Source organism: Photobacterium aphoticum (assembly GCF_001029435.1).
In the GTDB taxonomy this organism is placed as follows: domain Bacteria; phylum Pseudomonadota; class Gammaproteobacteria; order Enterobacterales; family Vibrionaceae; genus Photobacterium; species Photobacterium aphoticum.
The window spans coordinates 1-19,616 of record NZ_LDOV01000044.1; the positions used below are offsets into that span (position 1 = coordinate 1).

The window sequence follows — 19,616 nt, forward strand, 5'->3', positions numbered from 1 at the left end:
CTCTACTGATGGGGCCGGAGCAGCATCAGTATCCACCAATGCACTGTCGCTGGCTTCTGGGGATTTATTGCCAGCTGGATCAGTCACTTGCGCGGTCACATCAACGCGATCACCGTAAGGAGGAACTTCGACAAAGATGCCGTTATCCAGATCATCCTGCGTCACTTCGCGCTCAAAAATGACGTTACCTGCACCATCTGTGATCGTGATGATATCGCCGACCGCCGTATCAGCCGCCAGCGTCACTTTGGCGGTTACAGTACCGTCTGTACCCAGCTCGTCACTGTTGTAGACGCCATCACCGCTTGTATCGCCTTGCAGTTCAACCGTTGGGGCTGATGCTGCATCAGTGTCTACTAATGCACTGTCGCTCGCTTCTGGGGATTTATTGCCTGCTGGGTCAGTCACTTGCGCGGTCACATCAACGCGATCACCATAAGGAGGAACTTCAACAAGAATGCCGTTATCCAAGTCATCCTGCGTCACTTCACGCTCGAGAATGATGTTGCCTGCGCCGTCTGTGATCGAGATGGTATCACCGACCACCGTGTCAGCCGCCAGGGTCACTTTCGCCGTCACAGTACCGTCAGCGCCTAGTTCGTCGCTGTTGTAAACACCGTCATCGTTGGTATCGCCTTGCAGTTCGACCGTTGGCGCGGATGCTGCATCAGTGTCCACCAATGCGTTATCGCTGGCTTCTGGGGATGGGTTGCCGGCAGCATCTACGACCTGCGCGGTGACTTCAACGTTGTTCCCTACAACAGACACTTCAACCTGGATACCGTTATCCAGATCAGCCTGCGTGATTTCACGGTCAACAAGAACAGTACCGTCGGTATCTTTAATGATGATACGGTCGCCGACTTCAGTGCCCGATGCCAGTGTCACTTCAGCTGTGACGGTGCCATCGGCACCCAATTCTTCGATGTTATAAACACCATCACCGTTGGTATCACCCAGCAACGATACCGATGGTGCAGGGGCTGCCACATTATCAATGCCCACGCTGTCACTGACCTCCGGTGACACGTTGCCAGCAGGATCGGTGATTTGCGCAGTCACTCCTACCTGAGTACCACTACCAACCGGTACTTCAACGTGGATGCCATTGTCTAAATCATCTTGCGTCACCGTCTTATCTAACAGCACATTACCGTCTGCATCTTTGACGATGATTCGATCACCAACTTCCGTGCCAGGCGCTAACGTCACTTCAGCTGTAATCGTGCCATCAGGGCCAATTTCATCGATATTAAAGACACCATCACCATTGGTATCACCAATTAACTCAACGCTTGGCGCTGGACAAGTAATATCCGCATCAGGTGCTGTTTCCGACGCCAAATCAGACGTGTTACCTGCTGCATCCGTGATCTGTGCATCGACGGTTTCGTTAGGTGTCACTTGAATATCCACTTTACCGGCGGCTATCTCATCGTCGGTTAATGTATGCTCGACACCGTTAATTACTAGCTTATCTTTGGCAGGATCAAAATCATCCGGTAACGTCACCGTCGCGGTCACTGTACCATCAGGCCCCAATTCGGCTTGGTTATAAATCCCATCTGAACCCGGGTCTTCAAATGTAATGGTTGGCGGCGTTGCTACCGTATCGATGATAAGAGGGTCATCTAATTCATTGGAAGCCGTATTACCTGCACCATCGGTGACAGTGATCGTGACATCATATTCACCATCTTCGAGGGGTTCAGAAGGAATAAACTCCCAACCATTTTCAGTTTCAACAGCTTCACCCGTGATGGTGCCTGAAGGCCCCGTCAAGGTCACTTCAACATGTACAACGTCATCATCGACATTGCCAATATCCAGAGACGGTTGCGTCACATTCGTGGTTTGGTCGTCTTTATCACCACTGTTGGAATCAGGATTCAACGATACGGTCGGCACACTGATGTCTGTATCAACCTCATAAGAGATAGTGTCTTTTACATCGCTGTCTGTCGCCAACTCCGCTGAAACTTCAGTGTCTTGTGCTAGCTGTGAACCAGGGACATCCACAGAAAAATTGCCGTTCTCATCAACCGTAGCGGTATAGGTCTGATCGCCAACGGTAACAATCACTTGTGTACCAGGCTTCACCGAATCAGAAACTGAACCGGTAATCGTGATCATTTGCGCCGTTTCTGCATCATTAATGATATTGTCGGCGGTGATCGGCCCATTCAATGTGATCGAAAAAGCAAGCGCGTCTTCATCAGACGAACCTAAATCCTTCAGTTCAGAATCATAGCCATCGGCAAAATTGTTATTGGTATCAAAACCAGCATCTGCGATGGTTTGGCTATTGAGTCGCTCAATTTCAACAAACCCGGCATTCGTTGATGAAACCCCCAGGCCCGCAGCAGGTGCTTCAAAATCTTCTGTTGGATCAGCACCCGCGAGAATCGCATCTTGTAAGCGTGCAATCTCATCATCAGACGTCAATGTTTTCGCCACAAAACCACGGTTATCGTCATCACACGTTGCGCATTGGCCAGCGACACGGAACTGACCGCCGGATGAATGGATTTCATACTGAGCACCGGACAGACTTACCACAACCGAACCGGCAGGAATAAGATCACCCGATTTTACAAAGATCTGCGCACCATTCGCATCGACGTAAAAAACGCGGCCTTCTACGTTTTCGACGACCGCAGTTTTAGAAAAGGTTTGTAATTCCATAAAAATCCATCCATCTTACTCAGTCACGAACGATTGTGACTTTGTGATATATCCCTGATAACCATCCACACCAAGCTCAATAAATTTCGCTTTCTGAACGTTATTTTCAATTCTTGTCGCATAAACATCGATATCGAGGTTATGCGCTGACTTAATAATTGCTTCTATCAGCTCTGCACATGATTGCTGACGTGATAGCATTGACACATATAAATAATCCAGCTTCACATAATGTGGCTTATACTGCACCACTACATTAAGCGATTTATAATGTCGTCCAAAATTATCCACCCCCCAAAAGAGGCGATATTTATTCAAGATTGCCACAAATTCAGACACTGTTTGCCCAAAATGTATAAAGGCATTTTCTGGTATTTCGAATGTACAGTGACGAAATGCATCTTTATTCTTCTGTAACTCAATATCGAACCAGTCTACAAATGATGAGGTCGCAAAGGTATTCGCCATTAAGTTAATCGCAATATTCTTATTCCCTGTCACCGTGGTAGTGATATATTCCACGACAGAACGGTCAAAGATAGCACATAATTGGTGTTGTTCGATGATATGAACAAATTCACCAGCATGATAGATTTTATCTTCATCGCATATTGAAATGAAAATCTCATCATGGACTTTCCTTTTTCCCGTTAGCGATAAAGTTGGAATGCTGCGTAATTGGTAATTTTTTTGTCCAATCGCATATTTAATTTTGTTCAACCACTGTGATTTACTGAATGCGTTATGATCATCCTGATGAATACTGTATCCCCACGCTAAACCTCTCGCAGCCTGCATGGCATTATCCACCATAGACAAGAGTTGCGTCGGTGAAGCAACCGTATCTGTCACAGCGCCCCCCACATACACCTTGATATCGGTTAAATCCGTATAAGGGGCAAAGGCTTGTTTCACCGCAAGGTGTACGCGCTTAGCAAATTTTTCCGCTTCCATCACCGTCATAGGCGGTAAGCAAACCGTAAATTCTGCTGCCGAAATACGTGATAATGCGACCAATTGTGTATCGTCCACCAAGGCATTCAGTGTGCAACCTACTTGCTTAACCACTTTGTCGCGCGCTTCAAAACCGTAATGTTGGTAAAGCTCTTCAAAACTGTCACACGTGATCAAAAAGCCGGTACAACTTTTGGTTTCACTCAAATAGGACGAAACATGATCGGTAAAATGGCCTCGATTTCCCAGCCCTGACACCCCATCTTGCTGAACCTGTTTACGCAGACTTTCAACCACATGTTGCTGACGTTCATATTCTGATTTCAGTTTTGATGCCATTTTCTGCATCGCTTGATTTAAGGTACGTAGTTCCGTCACCGACGTCTTTGATACGCTGGCATCAAAATTGTTATTACCTAATTGTTCCGCATAACGAGTTAGCGTCCCTAATGGACGTAAGATGTACTCAATCATACGGTTAATAAACAAAGCCGTTGCTAAAAAGCCCGCAAAAAACCACAAAGATAAATCAAAGGTACTCTGCCAAAGTTGCTCCTCTGCCATATTGGTATTGCTGGTAACCACCAACTCACCAATTTGTGTCCACCCCGACGTAATCACCACTTTTTCATGGGCAGGAGAAAAGCCTACATACTGGCTGAACCAAGACGGTACATGACTTTTATCATTACTGGCTAAACGCGTAATAAAGCTATCGTCTTTGTAGAGTTGAAAACTGATTTCTTTATAGTAACCACTGTCAAAAGCCGCAAAAATTGCAGCTTCGATCCCTGTGTTATCATTTTGTTCATACTGATAGGGAATAACAAGCGAGAGTGAGCTCACAGTATTATTCACTGAGTTAAACTGTTGCTCATTGAGATAGTTCTTTACTGACGAGTACTGAATATAAAAAACAATGCCATACAACGCCGCAAATACACTTAATACGGAGATAAGAATTCTTTTGTACAAACTCATACTATTCACTCAAATTAATCAGAGGTTTTTGCAACTCACCACGGCTATACCTATTTCGCATTTTTGTCCATTTACTCAATTTTGAAGCCGTACCCGCCAGTTGCCCTCTTCCTCGTTCTTTCATGAGCCAAAGATGATCGGCATTAAAGCTATAAATAGGGATTAAATCTTCTCGTTGTGTTGCTAACTTCACTTCACCGTCTAAATTATCCAAAATCAATGGCACGGCATGTTTTTCTGGGTAATACGCCAATACCATGTGAAATTGATTTATTGATGTCGCCTTAACATAGATGAGTCGCATTTTCTCATCAGACACACCTAATTCTCGCAGAGTAAAATATTTGGCTAAACTAAAGTCTTCGCAATCTCCCCCTTTTGCTCCTAAAAACTCAATGGGTGTCGCCCAATAGTCTTCTTGTCCCCACAATCTATTGTCACTAATAAAGACTAACTGGTTGAAAAAGCCATTCACTGACTCTATCTGCTGTGTTTCTGAATGCGATGCATGCAATAAATCATGTATCAAGTTTTTCCATGCCAAAATGCGAGATTCAGCTGACAGTCCGTACACCTTAATGGCGTTCATAACATCGATACTGTCAGATTCTCTCACTGCGCTGGCACGACTGATTAACATGCCAGCGCAAAGAGCAACAATGATCAAGCGCCTCAAATTTATACCCCGCTACGGTGAGGCTCCATTGAGTAAATATGCCACTTCAGATCCGTTGATTCGTCCATCAACTTAAACTGCGCCGTCACACGGCGATTCAGTGATTCCGCTTGCAACGTTTCATCTTTCAGTAACAACTTAGATTCACCCAATGGCTTAATGTCTATACGGTTACTTGCAATGCCTTTTGAAATGAAAGCACTACGTACTGCCTTAGCACGGGCTTTAGATAATCGCTGGTTATAATCCGATGCACCCGATGCACTCGCGTGGCCTTCCAAAACGATCATCAACTGTGGATTTTGAATCAACTTTTGAACAGCGCGGTTGATTTCCACTTTTTGTACCGCATCAATCACTGATGAATCATGCTCAAAAAGCACGATCAGGTCGTTTTTCTTCTCACTGGAAATCAACGCAGGACAACCGTCATTGTTTATCGTTGCACCGGGTAACGTATCCGGGCATTTATCTCGCTCGTTGATCACACCATCGGCATCATTATCGAATTGATCAGCCAATTGCTCTGCCGTCACGCTTACAGGCTCAGTTGCACAGCCAGTTAATAACAAACTACCAGTTAACGATAGAGTGAGTAACAGTCCCTTATTGGTCATCACTTATTCTCCCTTTTCCCATTCTTCTGGTGTGGTGACATAGAGTGCATCTAACAAATTCCCGGTCGCATTCAATAAGCGGTACTGAGAATCAATGTGCTGATAATCGGTATTAACGTAAGATTTACGGGCTTCGAACAATTCGTTCTCTGTGTTCAACACATCCAGCAATGAACGTGTGCCCAGCTTGAACTGACGCTGATACGCTTTCAACGTTTGGAAACTCTGCTCAACATGCTGGCGGTAGAAAACCTTTTGCTGATTCAGAATTTCAACCGCGCTCCATGCCAGGCGTGTTCCTTCTTCTACCTGACGGACCGTATTTTCACTCACACTCTTCGCCTGATCTAAACGCGCCACCGATTCAGCCACTTTAGCCTGATCACGGCCACCACCAAATAGGTTGTAGTTCAAACGCACCATGGCACTGAAATCATCATCACTGCCTTTCGCACCGTCATAGTCTTCCCCTAAGCGCTGCTCAACATACACATCAATCTCTGGGTAGTAACCGGATTTAGATGCTTTGTAGGCAGACTTCGCGGCATCGATGTCCTGCACAGACGATGAAACCGTTGGGTTATTTTCTTTGGCCAATGTCAGTGCTTCTTCTAGGCTGGCTGGCAAGAAACGATCATCCACATCAGGCTGAACCAGATCTTTTGGCCAAGCATTCACTAGGCGCAAGAACTGATCATTAACGTCATTCAGGTTATTACGCGCAGACAATACATTGGCTTGGGCACGCGCCACACGGCCATTGATCTGAGAAATATCGGCTGTTGAACTCAGACCGGATTTTACTTTCTTCGTAATGTCACGCTGGTATTTCAGGTGGGTTTTCAGGTTATCTTCAGCCAACTTCAGCAACTGCTGTTCACGCAGTACGTTCAGATACGCATTCGAGACATTTAATGCGAAGTTTTCTGCTGAATATAAAATACGGTAACGCTCAGCTTCCGCTTCTGACTCGGTACGATCGATATTGGAGCTCACACCAAAGCCATCAAAAATTAACTGACGCAAACGCAAGGATGCTTGGCGGCCGGTCATTTCTTCTGTGGTGCTGTAGGTATCGCGATCTTTCTCACGACGCTGGTAACCAATTTCGCCAGATAAATCCAATGAAGGCAGGTAATCTGCGACGGCTTGGTCAGACAGGGCAAGACGTGAATTATAACTTGCCACTACTTCCTTGATTTCCGGACTTGTCGCCAAACCTTGAGACACGGCTTCTTCCAAAGACATGGCCCATGAGGTTGGCACACACAACGCCCCTATCACTAATGATAACACCTGCTTTTTCATAATCTCTCCATGAAACTAAATCACCTAAAAAACAAAACGTGAATTAGCGCTCTCTCAACGCGCTTTGTTTTGCTTTCAGCAATGGCTTTAATAAGTAATCCATCACTGTTTTTTTACCTGTCATAATATCTGCTTGAATTAGCATGCCTGGAATAATTTTGTATTGCTTATCTCCAGACGATAACTCATTGGTATATGTTCGAACACGAACGATATAAAACTCATTACCTTCTTCATCCTGAATGGTGTCTGCGGATACATGCTCAACAACGCCATTCAAACCACCATATATTGTAAAATCATATGCCGTAAATTTAACGATGGTTTCCAAACCATGGCGAATAAATGCGATATCTTTCGGATTTATGTTGGCTTCGATTAATAAAGAATCCTGACTTGGCACAATTTCCAGCAATTCCATGCCTGGCTGAATAACCCCACCCACTGTATTGATATTCAATGTTTTAACCACCCCATCAACCGGGGAGACAACCGTTGTGCGCTTCACGCGATCTTGCAAACCTACCGATGTAGCCATCAGCGTATTGAGCTTTTCATTTAAATCATTTAACTCCGCTTGCGCTTCATTTCGAAATACGAAGGCCGCCTCACGATAACGGTTAATGGCGCCCATTCTTTCGGCTTCTAACTTGGGTACGGATAATGTTAATTGACTCACTTGACCGCGCAGATCATTTAATTGTCGCTCTAGCTTTAAAATATCAACACGAGAAACAATACCTTCTTCTGCTAACGGTTTGCTCATGACCAACTCTTGACGCACCAAATCAACACTACGTTTAAGCGTTTCAATTTTTGATTCGGTTTCTTTTATTGACTGCTGTTTTTCATTGACCTGATGCGAAATCGTTTGTAGCTGGTTATTCAATTTAGCCAAACGGGTTTTCTTTTCATTCCGCTGACCTTCCACTACAGTGGCATGCTCTTGTACAAAAACCGCACTATATTGGATAGGCGCCAGAGAAACAGAAACACTTTTCTTCCACTGTGCGTTCTTACCTAAAGGCTTCACTTGAACACTGTCGATTTCATGCTGCAAACGGATCACTGACGCATTTAAACTGGCAATTTCCCCTTCACCAGCCACCAAATCTGAGCGAAATAGCGTATCGTCAATCTCTAATAACGATTGGCCTTTTTCGACTAATTGACCTTCTTTCACCAGAATCTGCTTTACGATCCCGCCTTCTAAGTTTTGTATCACCTGTACTTGATCAGCAGGGATCACTTTACCTATCCCGACAGTCACTTCATCCAGTTGAGCAAAGCAGGCCCAAATAATGGCGACGAAAACAAACGCAAATGCGCCCCACACCATGGCACGGGCACTTTTAGGCACATCCATTACAACCGCAGCAGCGGTCTGGCTGTATAACTGATTATGCGGCATGCACCCTCCCTGGCTGTCGAATACGTCCTTCCGCCAGTGCATCCAACACTTGCGCACGCGGGCCATCTAACACAATGCGGCCTTGATCTAATACGATGACACGATCCACAACATCCAGCATTGAGGTTTTATGCGTCACCAATAAAAGAGTGTGTTCATTACCTAAATTCGCTAATTGCTGCTTCACATGGTTTTCAGTACGTGAGTCCATTTGTGATGTCGGTTCATCCAACACATACAATGACGCCGGGCGCAGGAACGCACGAGCCAATGCAATTGACTGTCGCTGTCCACCTGATAAATAGCGCCCACCTTCGCCAACCTGACGATCTAACCCTTCGGCGTCATGGCGGGTAAATTCTGTCACCCCTGCAATTTCTGCCGCTCGCTGCACGGCTGATGCGGCAATAGCCGGCTCACCCAACATAATGTTTTCACGAATAGAGCCATAAAAAAGATTGATATCTTGCGGTACAACACCAATTTGCTTACGTACAAAGCTCGGGTTGTATTGCTCAATATTGATGTCATCCAACAAAATCATCCCTTTTGTTGGTTGATGCAGATTAAGCAGTAGCTTTTCGATTGTCGTTTTACCGGCACCGATACGACCGATAATGGCGACCTTTTCTCCTTTTTTAATGGAGAAAGAAACATTAGACAGAATGCTCGGCGCATCATCGTCGTAACGAAAGCTGACATTGCGGAACTGGACTTTGCCCTCCAGTTTATCGACTTGCAGGTAACGACGCTGTGGTTCCTGCTCTTGCGGGGTCGACATGATGTCATTAAGCTGCTGATACGATGTCAACACTTGTGAATATCGCGTCGCGAGTCCAGCCAGTTGCAACATAGGTTGTAAACAGCGACCAGATAGCATCACAGCGGCGATAATCGCGCCCATGGAGATGGCATTATCCGCGAGTAGATACACACCAAATACAATCAACCCCACACTCACAAGTTGCTGAGCAAACCCTGCGAAGGTCAGAATCGAACTGGACAACCAGCGGGTTTTATTTCCCCAGGTTGCCATGTGTCCGACAGATTGTTCCCACTTATATTGGTATTGCCCTTCACCACCATGCAGTTTAACGGTTTCAATACCGTGCAGGCTTTCATACAAGTTGGCATTTTTCTGAGCTGATAGCTGGTTGGATTCATCGATAGTACGATTCAAGGGGGCTTGCACCAGAAAACTGGCTAAAGCCACCAGTAACATGGCAATAATAGGGACGATCACCAACGGGCCAGCAATCATTGTTAATACCATCAGCATCAATACAGCAAAGGGCAAATCAATCAGTGTCGTAATTGTACTGGAGGCTAAAAAACTGCGTACCGATTCAAATTCATTGAGGTGGCGGCTATATACACCGACAGATTCTGGGCGATGTTTTAATCTCATGCCTAAAGTACGCGCATAGATATCCGCAGACATCAAGATATCGGTCTTTTTCCCCGCTAGATCGACAAACCAATTTCGCATCAATTTCAAAATGAAATCGAAAATAAACACGATCACAGCACCAATCGCTAATACCCATAGTGAATCAAACGCTAAATTGGGTACCACACGATCATACACGTTCATGGTAAATAGCGGCGTAGCGAGTGCAAACAAGTTAATCAATATAGAGGCAGCAAATACATCGATATATATACGCTTAGCACTGAGAATAGGGCCCCAAAACCAATGTGACTTCCAATCCCCTCTGGCATTTACCCGTGCACGTTCTTCTACTACAGGTAACGCTTTTAATACCGCCACCTGCTTCGGTGCAAAAGTAATCAATTGCTCAGTAGGCAGTGTCATCGGACCTTGAGAGGTTAAGCATGTCATTTCATCATGATTAAGTTGTACCACGACAATGGCTTTATCTTCATTGATCACAATAAATGGTGAAGCGGATTGGATCTGTGCTTCCACATTAAACGGTACCCACTTCCCTTCCAACCCCACATTTTTTACTGCGGGAACCAGTTGAGTATGGTGAAAAATACCATCCGGCATCGGAATACCTGATACCAATAATTCGTGTGAATATGACAAATTGAAATACGTTGTGACTAATCGAACAGCATCAGTCAATGTTTCTAATACATGATTAAACTCGCGCATATTCACCCTCCTTACCATTTAGCGTCACGATCTTGACGCTTATATTACCTGTTTTTTTTCTCCTGTCTTTAGGTCAAATACTGTTATTAGGTCTATTAATTGACAAGCAATTAACAATATATACGAGCGCTCATTCTGTATATGTTTGTTTGATTACCTCAAGGGATTTATAATACCTAAAGGGTATTAATATTTTATAAATTGAATCTATAAGCACTAAAAATACGTTAAAATTATTTATTGAGTATTTTGACTTTATTTGTATATTTTTTTGTTAACATAGCTAAGTGGTTTGGTTATGAGTCAATATTGCAGCATACTCACCCGATTGCTCACGTCAATTTATTAACACCCCACTCAATAGCGCAGTGATTAGCCATATAAAATGCTCCCTATTTAGCCTATTAAGCGGGCTATCTATTATTGCCTCGTGATAATCCCCTCTCTCACAACATAAACACGCTTTATTTCCCATCTTGCGTGACAAACGTCACACAATGCCATGCATACAACGTTCGCAAAAAAGCCTTTCCGCTCAAAGCGTAAGCAAACAACACGTTAAAGATAAAAAAGGCGACTCAAAGGCTTGCACCGCTGATCATCACTCGCTAATATGCTCAGCGTTCCTTGAGAACACAGTACGACCGTAGCTCAGTTGGTTAGAGCACCACCTTGACATGGTGGGGGTCGGTGGTTCGAGTCCACTCGGTCGTACCAAACATCTTACTTAACCATTAAGATGTACAGAATTTGGGTCTATAGCTCAGTTGGTTAGAGTACTACCTTGACATGGTAGGGGTCGGCAGTTCGAGTCTGCCTAGACCCACCAAATTCCAGTAATTGCAGCGTTTCTGTAGAAACATCCCAAATGCGATTATTGAAGGGCGATTAGCTCAGTTGGGAGAGCACCTGCCTTACAAGCAGGGGGTCACTGGTTCGAGCCCGGTATCGCCCACCATTATTTAGTCAGTACGACCGTAGCTCAGTTGGTTAGAGCACCACCTTGACATGGTGGGGGTCGGTGGTTCGAGTCCACTCGGTCGTACCAAAACATCTTACTTAACCACTAAGATGTACAGAGTTTGGGTCTATAGCTCAGTTGGTTAGAGTACTACCTTGACATGGTAGGGGTCGGCAGTTCGAGTCTGCCTAGACCCACCAAATTCGATAGTCGCACCGTTTCTTCGGAAACATTCCCAAGCGATTATTCAGGGCGATTAGCTCAGTTGGGAGAGCACCTGCCTTACAAGCAGGGGGTCACTGGTTCGAGCCCGGTATCGCCCACCATCTTCGTAAGAAGTAGAAAAGCCTGCTCATTGAGCAGGCTTTTTTGCGTTTGGCGCTTGCTGATACGAAAGACTCCCCCGCTATCGCCCCTATTGCACTTACGCTTCACAACAGACATTGTGTTCAATCACTTCCACCAGCATGTTGTCTTCAAACAATAATCCAAAACAACACATCGCCTGCTGCCACTCGCCACCAAACATGAAATAACGGGCAATAGCTGCTTGTTCATCCCTGTCGTGTTTCTGATCGATCATACCAATCACAACGCGCTGGCGATTCCCCGCAAATATTTTCCTGATACTTTCACTTATCGCAGCCCGATCATCTTGCACCGTTTCCCAATAGGGTGGATGTACATTCGCGTCAAACTGCGCGTGTTGAGCCGTGTCAGCACCATCACCTCCGACAAAATAGTGAAACTGTGACTGCACATGCTGACGGCGATAATCATCGAGAAAGCTAAAGATGTAGTCTAACGTAATGGCTTCAGATTCTGCAGATGCCGTCTCTGGCCATTCAATAATAAGATCAGATAAGTTCATTGTACTCCTTCACCCACGCACTCATCGTCTATAAAAAAAGCCGCTCATCCAAGGATGAACGGCTTATCGTTAGTTCAGCACTGTTGTCATAACAAACGCTGACTCATTCCGTCATGCCCTATCCTTACTGGCCTGCATTCATGACTTTCAACTTATCGCCCACCGGGCCTGAGAAGTTGTAACCGTCATGCTTATCCCAGTTAATAGACCATGTCATTACCCCGCCGTAGTTCGGGTAATTAAAGGCAGGTTTCACCGTGCCACACTTGGTGCCTTTCGTCAGACAGTCCAACGCATCCAGAATATTCTGTGTTGGCGCCTGACCTGAGTTCGCAGAGCTTGGGCCAGAAGGCAGACCAATCGCGACCTGATCATCACGTAGTGGTGCAAAACGCTGACCGTTCGCCAATTCAAAGCCTTCAATCAGCATCTTCGACTGCGCAACCATCATGTCGACAGAACCTTCTGGCGCAGAACCCGGTAGATATGGGTTAGGCAGGCCGCCGTTGTTGTATAGCTGGACATGAAGCAGATCAAGCGTATCACGAAGCTCATCAATCAACGGAATGTATGCCCCCCAGATGCCGCTGTATGCAATCATGCCACCGTGAACATAAGGATGTTCTGGTGCCATAGTCAGGTACATATCGCCGCCCATGTTGGCTTCAATTTTCTTCAATGCGCCAGGTAGACGTGCCTGAATTTGCGTACCGTGCAACAGGTTAGATCCACTTTCCAGGTCGATATCCAGACCATCGAAGCCCCACTCTTTCACGATATCCGTCAAGCTGCTGACAAAGTTCGCTTCGTCTGTATCGGTATTTAGCGTGATCGTGCCTTCAGCCCCACCCAGAGACAGCACGAACACTTTGCCTTCTGCTTGAAGCGCAGCCATGTCTTGTTTGAACTTCTGAGGATCCAACGCCGGACAGTCACTGTAAATATCACCGCTGTACAGGTTGAAGTGTACCGTACCATCACTGTTGCGATCGTTTTCAGCAAACGCGATATCGATGATATCCCATGCTTTTGACATTTCGCTCAATGGAATTGGACAGCCTGCGCCGTTCACGAAGTTGTGCCAGTAACCAATCAACTTATGTTTCACCGCTGATTGCTCAAACACCTTCACGGTTGCACCCGCAGTGGCCGCCGTCAAACCCGTGTTGTCTGTCGCAAGGGCAGAAATGGTATAGCTACCCACAGAGCCTGGGATCCATTGTGCCGTGTATGGTGCAGATGTATCAGTCGCCACCACACGGCCGTTCACAAGGAATTCCACTTTCGTCACGGTGCCGCTCATAGATGTCGCTTCAGCGGACATATTGATCGCTTTACCTAAACCAACGGTGGTACCGCTGGTTGGCGATGTGAGTGAAGCCACCAATGGCTGATCGCTCACTTTCACCAAGACACCCGCTTTCCCTTCATTGCCTTCGTTATCCGTCGCGACCGCGCTCAGGCTCACTTCACCGTTTCCGCTTGCCAGCCAATTTGCACTGTATGGCGCTTGCGTGTCGACACCTAAACTCTGGCCTGCTGCAAAGAATTCAACCCCTGCAATCGATCCATCCGCATCCGTGGCTTCTACTGCCAATGTCACGTTTTCACCCGCAAGTACGGTCGCGTTATCCGCAGGTGTGGTGAAACTTACAACTGGGCCAATGGCACAAATACCCAATTCTGTCCATGCTTCCTGCCAGTATGCACCTGTGTTTGGCTCATATGCCCATGCAGAATTTGATGAACACCAACCCGCGATATCACACGCATACTTGTAGTTCATGTTCTGAACTACATCACCGACATTGTACTTGGTACCCGCCTTATATTGCGGTACACCTGCACAACCACCGCTGCCGCCTGAAGAGCCTTCAACCGCCACCGTCACTTCCTGTGACCAGACTTCAAGATTGTCCGTATCAATCGCCTTCACCTTGAAAGTATGTGACCCTTCTGTGGCCGTCCAAGGCATTTCATACGGTGATGTTTCATCGCTGCCCACCAGCTGGTTGTCAACGTAAAACTCAACGCGTGCGACCGCCCCATCAGTATCTGAAGCATTGGCTTTCAGTACGACCTGATCACCGGCTTTCATTTGTGTATTTGCAGTTGGATAAGCCAAATCCACCACAGGCGGTACTCCACCATCTGCAGGATTAACGGCAATCTTCACTTTGTCTTGTGTCACCGCGCCTTCATTGTCGGTCACTACCGCAGTGATGGTGTACTGACCCACCGCCACATTCTTCCAAACAAATTGATACGGCGCTTGATCAACCACAGCCACGCTGGCGCCATTGACCATGAACTCGACATCACGTACTGCGCCATCACTGTCAGCGGCATTTGCGGAAAGGGTAATACTATCGCCGTCAGTAAATTGGGCATTATTCAAAGGAGACGTGACATCGATAGTCGGGGGTTGGTTAGTACCACCAGGGTTTCCACATTGGCCAAGATTCGTCCACTCTTGCCATTGACCTGAGTTTTGATCCGGGCGATTGCCTGATGACCACCAATTCGCCTTATAAGCATCACCACCTTGCTGAACCTCTGCTCCGCCATTATAAGCGACGTTACTTTGCCACTCTGGTAACGCCGTACAATCATACGCTAGCGCTGGATAGGCTGACGCCAAACCCAGTGCTATTGCAGACGGTATGAAAATTTTACGCATGCTGAATATCCTTACTCACAGTTACCAAAAAGGTATATTTCACTCTTTATTCAAAAAATAAAATATCCTTCATTCATCATGTTCAATAAATCATTCAGCACAGAAAATTCACACTTAAATTTCCAAACTATTAATAGAACATCCCAATTTACTTTTGTTTTGTTACTTTCTCTCTCATGACAACATGCATGATCATCACTCTTTTTATCGAGAAAAACACACATCCCCTTATTCAAGCGTAGCAATAAAAAACAATGAAAATCAGTCACTTTACACTCAAAACAATGAGTCACAGTTAACCCCTAATGAATATCAACTATCACAGTTCTGTTTTATTTCTCGCAACACCATTGATAGAGATCTCATTAGATTCATCGTCAGTTTGATTCGCGCCGCAATTGAATGTGAACATTGGAACATTAATAACGCAATTTGTTTTAATCATCACAAAGGTTGCATAATGGACATTGCCACACCTAAAAAAACAGCCATAGCGTCATTGCTATCCGCACTATTCTTTGCACCCGCTTTACATGCCGCAACGGTTTACCAGAGTGACAACGGTGACTATCTGGACATCTATGGCGAAGTGGGCATCGGTGGCCACTTTGGCGCTGACTATGCGTCTGGCGAATTTTATAAGGACAAAAGTTATATCGATGACTCGTTTGCCACACTGGGCGCCAAAGGGAAAAACGGCGATATTCATTACCGTTTAGAACTGGATTACGAGCGCGAAAACTGGAAATACGGCACAGGCGACATGGTGCTTAGCATCGACAAGATGTTCTTGGGTTACACCTTTAATGATAACCACTACATTGAAGCTGGTATAACCGATACCGCTTTTGATGATTACGACAAATACGGTGATTTCACGCTCGATACCACCGTCGAAACAGGCGAAGCCGGCGACCAAGCCGCGACCGTGAAATACGAAGGCCGTTTCAGTGATATTAAGATTGGTGCTTCTTACAGCTACGATGCGGAATCGAGCTCAGGCTCATCACTTGGCGATATCATGAACGGTTACGCGGGCTACTTTGGCAAGCGCTTCTCTGCGGTTATCGGCCTAGAAACCCGTAATGGCTCTCGCGGTGACTCAAAATACGGTGAGCAATATCTGGTTGGCTTTGGTGCCCGTGTTGCCATCACGCAAGATTTCTTTGTCGGCGTAAACGGCTTCTATGAGCAAGAAGACATTGCACAACAGAAAAACGCCGTTAACGTGACTGATCCAAATAACAAAATCTACACCTACAACGACTACCAAACGCTTGATCACAAAGGTGCGCTGATTTCTGCGAAATACGTTTTCTCACCAAAGTGGGAAATCACAGTATCCAGCAACTACGAAGCCTATGAGCACTGGGATGAAAACAGCCAGTACTGGGATGGCAAAGACTACGACTGGGGCGGCAGCCGCACATGGGGCACCTTGGGCGTGAACTTCAAACCAACACGTTCTTCCCTGTTGGCCATTGAAGGTAACGTCGGTGAAGCCGCGCAAGATGTGTATGCCTACGCACGCGTGTACTTCTAATCCGCACTCTCATTTCGTATTTTCGTGATTAAGGTTAACCATGAACAATAAACTGACATTCTTATCGGCAGCGGTTGCCACTGCCCTTTCTGCGCCAGCCATGGCGGAGCAATTTTCTACAGAAGCTTCTACTGCACCTATTTCGGTGACTGTTGGCGAAATTCAAGGTGAAAGTTACTCATCACCTTTACTCAATAAAGGTGAATATGAAAGCAAAGAAACCTATCAAGTTACGGGTATTGTTACAGCAGTGACAACTAACTCTAAACAGTCACAAGGTTTCTATATCTATTCTAATGATAACAATCCGCTCACTTCTGACGGTTTATTCATTAAAACCAGTAAATCCTTACCTGAAGACTTTGTTGGTTCTGAAGTGACTGTTATTGGTAAGGTCAAAGAGGATTATGGGCTAACACTGCTTACTGCAAACAGTTGGACTGTTAACGCGAACGCCTCAATAACACCTGTTGCAATCGATCTTGAAGTGATTGCAAGTGATGAAAATGACTTTAAGAAGACTCTTGAACGACATGAAGGCATGTTAATTAACTTGCCTCAAGATATCGATCTATCTACAGAAACATTAGATGATATGCGCGTGTCACGTACTTTTAGTTATGATTACAAAGGTCGTAAAAATAACATGGTACTGGCTTACAAGCGCCCTAATATGCAACCAAACCAAGAACATGTTGCAGGCAGTCAGGCATCTAAAGACCAAGCTAGGCAAAACAGTAATTATCGCTTATTTGTGGAAAGTGATAAAAATGCACCCAATGGTACCATTCCATATTACCCAGACTTTAAGAATAAGGCTTCAGACTACAAACAAGAAGACTACATTCGTGTTAATGACAGTGTAATTGGTCTTGAAGGTGTCGTTCATTATTCATATGGTGAATATCGCTTAATCGCAACAAATACCATCACTAAAGATAACCTTAAACACAATACTCCACGTTCAAAGTACAATGATGATCCTGCCCCTACTCTGAATGATGATACAGACGAAGATGCCTTTTCGATTCGTATTGCGACACAAAATGTGCTGAATTATTTCAATTCACCTTACGGTGGTTCTGACAATCAACATGGCTCTAATCGTGGTGCGGAAAGTCGAATTGAGTTTGAACAACAACAAGCAAAACTCATTGAAGCCATTTTTGGTCTTAATGCAGATATTGTTGGCTTGATGGAAATCGAAAATAATGGTTTTGGGGATTTTGGCGCAATCAATGAATTTGTGAATGCCCTTAACGCTAAATACGATAGTGAATATATGGATGACCCAGAGTCTGTCCATAATCGTTACTCTTTTATTGGTTTTGACTCCAATGGTAACGCAATGCTTGATGAGTTGGACAGTATTGGCGGCGATGCTATTACCTCCGGTTTAATCTACCGTCCAAGCAAAGTATCACTGGATTCCTCTCAGATCATCACTATGCCTCGTCAAGACGCACCAATGGTCACCGATGAGAACGGCAACCCAATCATAGATAAAAAAGGTGAACTACGTGAAAGTGGTAAAAACTACCAGCGTGATACTGTAGCCGCGACCTTCCACCTGCATCACACCGGAAAAAAACTGACGGTTGCGGTTAACCACTTCAAATCAAAAGGCTCTAATTGCTGGGAAGACTGGCAGGGTTGGGAAACCTGGGATGATTTTGACCCTAAATATGACAGCGTAAAAGACGCCGACTTCCAAGGCTCATGTGAAGCATTCCGCGTAGCCGCTGCCGTTCAACTTGGTCAGCAGATGCAAAAAATCGGTGGCGATCAGGTCGTCATGGGTGACTTTAACTCTTACGGCCAGGAAGATGCCATGCTGGTGCTGACAGAGATCCCATCCGATCTCCCTGATGGCAAGACGATCCGAGCAGCACGTGATACTTTCATCGGCTACAAGCCTCAATTTGGTGAGACTGGTGCTGAAATCACGCAGTCATTTGGTTTCTTGAATGCCGTGGCGATGAAAGATGCTGAGAAAATGCAATCAAGTTGGAGCTATTCATACAACGATGAAATCGGCTCACTTGATCATGTACTTATCACACCATCACTAAAAGAAAAATTACTTGATGCGACTGATTGGCATATTAACTCTGTAGAATCGCCACTGTTCGACTATAGCAACAAATATAAGGATACTACGTGGGGTAATAACCCGTTCTACGCAGAAACACCATATCGCTCATCGGATCATGACCCCGCGATTATTGCGCTGAGCTATGAATACGGTGAAACAGATGGCCAACCTGTCGTGATCGCTGCAAAGAGTGGTCGTATGGAGATTGCCTACCCTATTCGCTTTGCAAACGCTAAGAAGGGTGACATCGCATCGATTGCCTTTTCACCAACACCTAAAGATATGGATAAAGTGATTTTACCGCAAATTACTTTAAGTAAAGATGGCGAACAAACAATCTTCTTCGATGTTAATGGTGTAGAGTCTGGTCGCTATACTGTCACTATGTCACTAACTCGTGTGTCTAACGAAAAATCAACACCTGTTGAAGATGCGACGATGACGATGGAAGTCGACGTCGTGAAACGTGATTCACTGACGCCTGAAATCACCATTCCACCTTACGATGGCACAGGCGGTGGCGGTTCAACGGGTCTACTGGGCTTGCTGTCACTGATGGGATTGGGCTTCTTGCGTCGATTCCGCAAGTAAGTTCACGAACTCTCTGATAACACGCAATCACCAATAAAAGCAAAGAGGCTGAATACACATTCAGCCTCTTTTTTATTCTTTTCTTTGCCGTGAGGCCTGCACACAGCTTCTCGCAGATATC

The 19,616-nt window shown here is 45.4% G+C and carries 11 protein-coding genes and 6 tRNA genes; 8 read left to right on the forward strand and 9 right to left on the reverse strand.

Going from position 1 to position 19,616, the window contains the following annotated elements; genetic code table 11:
- The 7 genes from ABT58_RS21015 to ABT58_RS21045 form a co-directional block, all read right to left on the reverse strand.
- A partial coding sequence (locus tag ABT58_RS21015; RefSeq protein WP_047876413.1) for a retention module-containing protein occupies positions 1 to 2,685 on the reverse strand: 2,685 nt, incomplete at its 3' end.
- 15 nt (positions 2,686 to 2,700) lie between these two features.
- Positions 2,701 to 4,620: a bifunctional diguanylate cyclase/phosphodiesterase gene (locus tag ABT58_RS21020; RefSeq protein WP_047876414.1), complete on the reverse strand. Its 1,920-nt coding sequence runs from the start codon at positions 4,618 to 4,620 to the stop codon at positions 2,701 to 2,703.
- Position 4,621: 1 nt separating this feature from the next.
- Entirely contained in the window at positions 4,622 to 5,260 is a 639-nt protein-coding gene (locus ABT58_RS21025) for a transglutaminase-like cysteine peptidase (RefSeq protein WP_082211201.1), read from the reverse strand.
- A gap of 38 nt (positions 5,261 to 5,298) precedes the next feature.
- Positions 5,299 to 5,913, reverse strand: a complete 615-nt coding sequence (locus ABT58_RS21030; RefSeq protein ID WP_047876416.1) for an OmpA family protein — start codon at positions 5,911 to 5,913, stop codon at positions 5,299 to 5,301.
- A gap of 3 nt (positions 5,914 to 5,916) precedes the next feature.
- Complete coding sequence (locus ABT58_RS21035) at positions 5,917 to 7,221, reverse strand: TolC family outer membrane protein (protein WP_047876417.1); 1,305 nt, start codon at positions 7,219 to 7,221, stop codon at positions 5,917 to 5,919.
- 43 nt (positions 7,222 to 7,264) lie between these two features.
- Positions 7,265 to 8,632, reverse strand: a complete 1,368-nt coding sequence (locus ABT58_RS21040; RefSeq protein WP_047876418.1) for an HlyD family type I secretion periplasmic adaptor subunit — start codon at positions 8,630 to 8,632, stop codon at positions 7,265 to 7,267.
- Positions 8,622 to 10,754, reverse strand: coding sequence for a type I secretion system permease/ATPase (locus tag ABT58_RS21045; RefSeq protein ID WP_047876419.1), 2,133 nt, complete (start codon positions 10,752 to 10,754; stop codon positions 8,622 to 8,624). The genes ABT58_RS21040 and ABT58_RS21045 overlap by 11 nt, the downstream gene beginning before the upstream one ends.
- A gap of 640 nt (positions 10,755 to 11,394) precedes the next feature.
- On the opposite strand from ABT58_RS21045, the gene ABT58_RS21050 reads away from it, so the two are divergent.
- The 6 genes from ABT58_RS21050 (at position 11,395) to ABT58_RS21075 (ending at position 12,041) form a co-directional block, all read left to right on the forward strand.
- Positions 11,395 to 11,471 (forward strand) — tRNA-Val (locus ABT58_RS21050).
- A gap of 35 nt (positions 11,472 to 11,506) precedes the next feature.
- A tRNA-Val gene (locus ABT58_RS21055) sits at positions 11,507 to 11,583 on the forward strand.
- A 53-nt stretch (positions 11,584 to 11,636) separates the two neighbouring features.
- Positions 11,637 to 11,712, forward strand: a tRNA-Val gene (locus tag ABT58_RS21060).
- Between the two features lie 13 nt (positions 11,713 to 11,725).
- Positions 11,726 to 11,802: transfer RNA gene (locus tag ABT58_RS21065), tRNA-Val, on the forward strand.
- A gap of 36 nt (positions 11,803 to 11,838) precedes the next feature.
- Positions 11,839 to 11,915 (forward strand) — tRNA-Val (locus ABT58_RS21070).
- Positions 11,916 to 11,965: 50 nt separating this feature from the next.
- Positions 11,966 to 12,041 (forward strand) — tRNA-Val (locus ABT58_RS21075).
- A 98-nt stretch (positions 12,042 to 12,139) separates the two neighbouring features.
- Here the strand turns inward: ABT58_RS21075 and ABT58_RS21080 are convergent.
- Together ABT58_RS21080 and ABT58_RS21085 are read right to left on the reverse strand one after the other, a co-directional pair.
- Positions 12,140 to 12,586, reverse strand: a complete 447-nt coding sequence (locus tag ABT58_RS21080; protein ID WP_047876420.1) for a hypothetical protein — start codon at positions 12,584 to 12,586, stop codon at positions 12,140 to 12,142.
- A 124-nt stretch (positions 12,587 to 12,710) separates the two neighbouring features.
- On the reverse strand, positions 12,711 to 15,266 hold the full coding sequence (locus ABT58_RS21085) for an Ig-like domain-containing protein (RefSeq protein WP_047876421.1): 2,556 nt from the start codon (positions 15,264 to 15,266) through the stop codon (positions 12,711 to 12,713).
- Between the two features lie 460 nt (positions 15,267 to 15,726).
- Between ABT58_RS21085 and ABT58_RS21090 the strand changes: the two genes are divergently transcribed.
- Both ABT58_RS21090 and ABT58_RS21095 read left to right on the forward strand, forming a co-directional pair.
- Complete coding sequence (locus ABT58_RS21090; protein WP_047876422.1) at positions 15,727 to 16,809, forward strand: porin family protein; 1,083 nt, start codon at positions 15,727 to 15,729, stop codon at positions 16,807 to 16,809.
- A 40-nt stretch (positions 16,810 to 16,849) separates the two neighbouring features.
- Positions 16,850 to 19,495, forward strand: coding sequence for an ExeM/NucH family extracellular endonuclease (locus tag ABT58_RS21095; RefSeq protein WP_053063159.1), 2,646 nt, complete (start codon positions 16,850 to 16,852; stop codon positions 19,493 to 19,495).
- Positions 19,496 to 19,616 lie beyond the last annotated feature (121 nt).

Coding starts and splice junctions, on each gene's coding strand:
- ABT58_RS21085 (WP_047876421.1), bottom strand. CDS start 15,266: ATGCGTAAAATTTTCATACCGTCTGCAATAGCACTGGGTTTGGCGTCA.
- ABT58_RS21020 (WP_047876414.1), bottom strand. CDS start 4,620: ATGAGTTTGTACAAAAGAATTCTTATCTCCGTATTAAGTGTATTTGCG.
- ABT58_RS21090 (WP_047876422.1), top strand. CDS start 15,727: ATGGACATTGCCACACCTAAAAAAACAGCCATAGCGTCATTGCTATCC.
- ABT58_RS21095 (WP_053063159.1), top strand. CDS start 16,850: ATGAACAATAAACTGACATTCTTATCGGCAGCGGTTGCCACTGCCCTT.
- ABT58_RS21025 (WP_082211201.1), bottom strand. CDS start 5,260: ATGTTAATCAGTCGTGCCAGCGCAGTGAGAGAATCTGACAGTATCGAT.
- ABT58_RS21030 (WP_047876416.1), bottom strand. CDS start 5,913: ATGACCAATAAGGGACTGTTACTCACTCTATCGTTAACTGGTAGTTTG.
- ABT58_RS21035 (WP_047876417.1), bottom strand. CDS start 7,221: ATGAAAAAGCAGGTGTTATCATTAGTGATAGGGGCGTTGTGTGTGCCA.
- ABT58_RS21080 (WP_047876420.1), bottom strand. CDS start 12,586: ATGAACTTATCTGATCTTATTATTGAATGGCCAGAGACGGCATCTGCA.
- ABT58_RS21045 (WP_047876419.1), bottom strand. CDS start 10,754: ATGCGCGAGTTTAATCATGTATTAGAAACATTGACTGATGCTGTTCGA.
- ABT58_RS21040 (WP_047876418.1), bottom strand. CDS start 8,632: ATGCCGCATAATCAGTTATACAGCCAGACCGCTGCTGCGGTTGTAATG.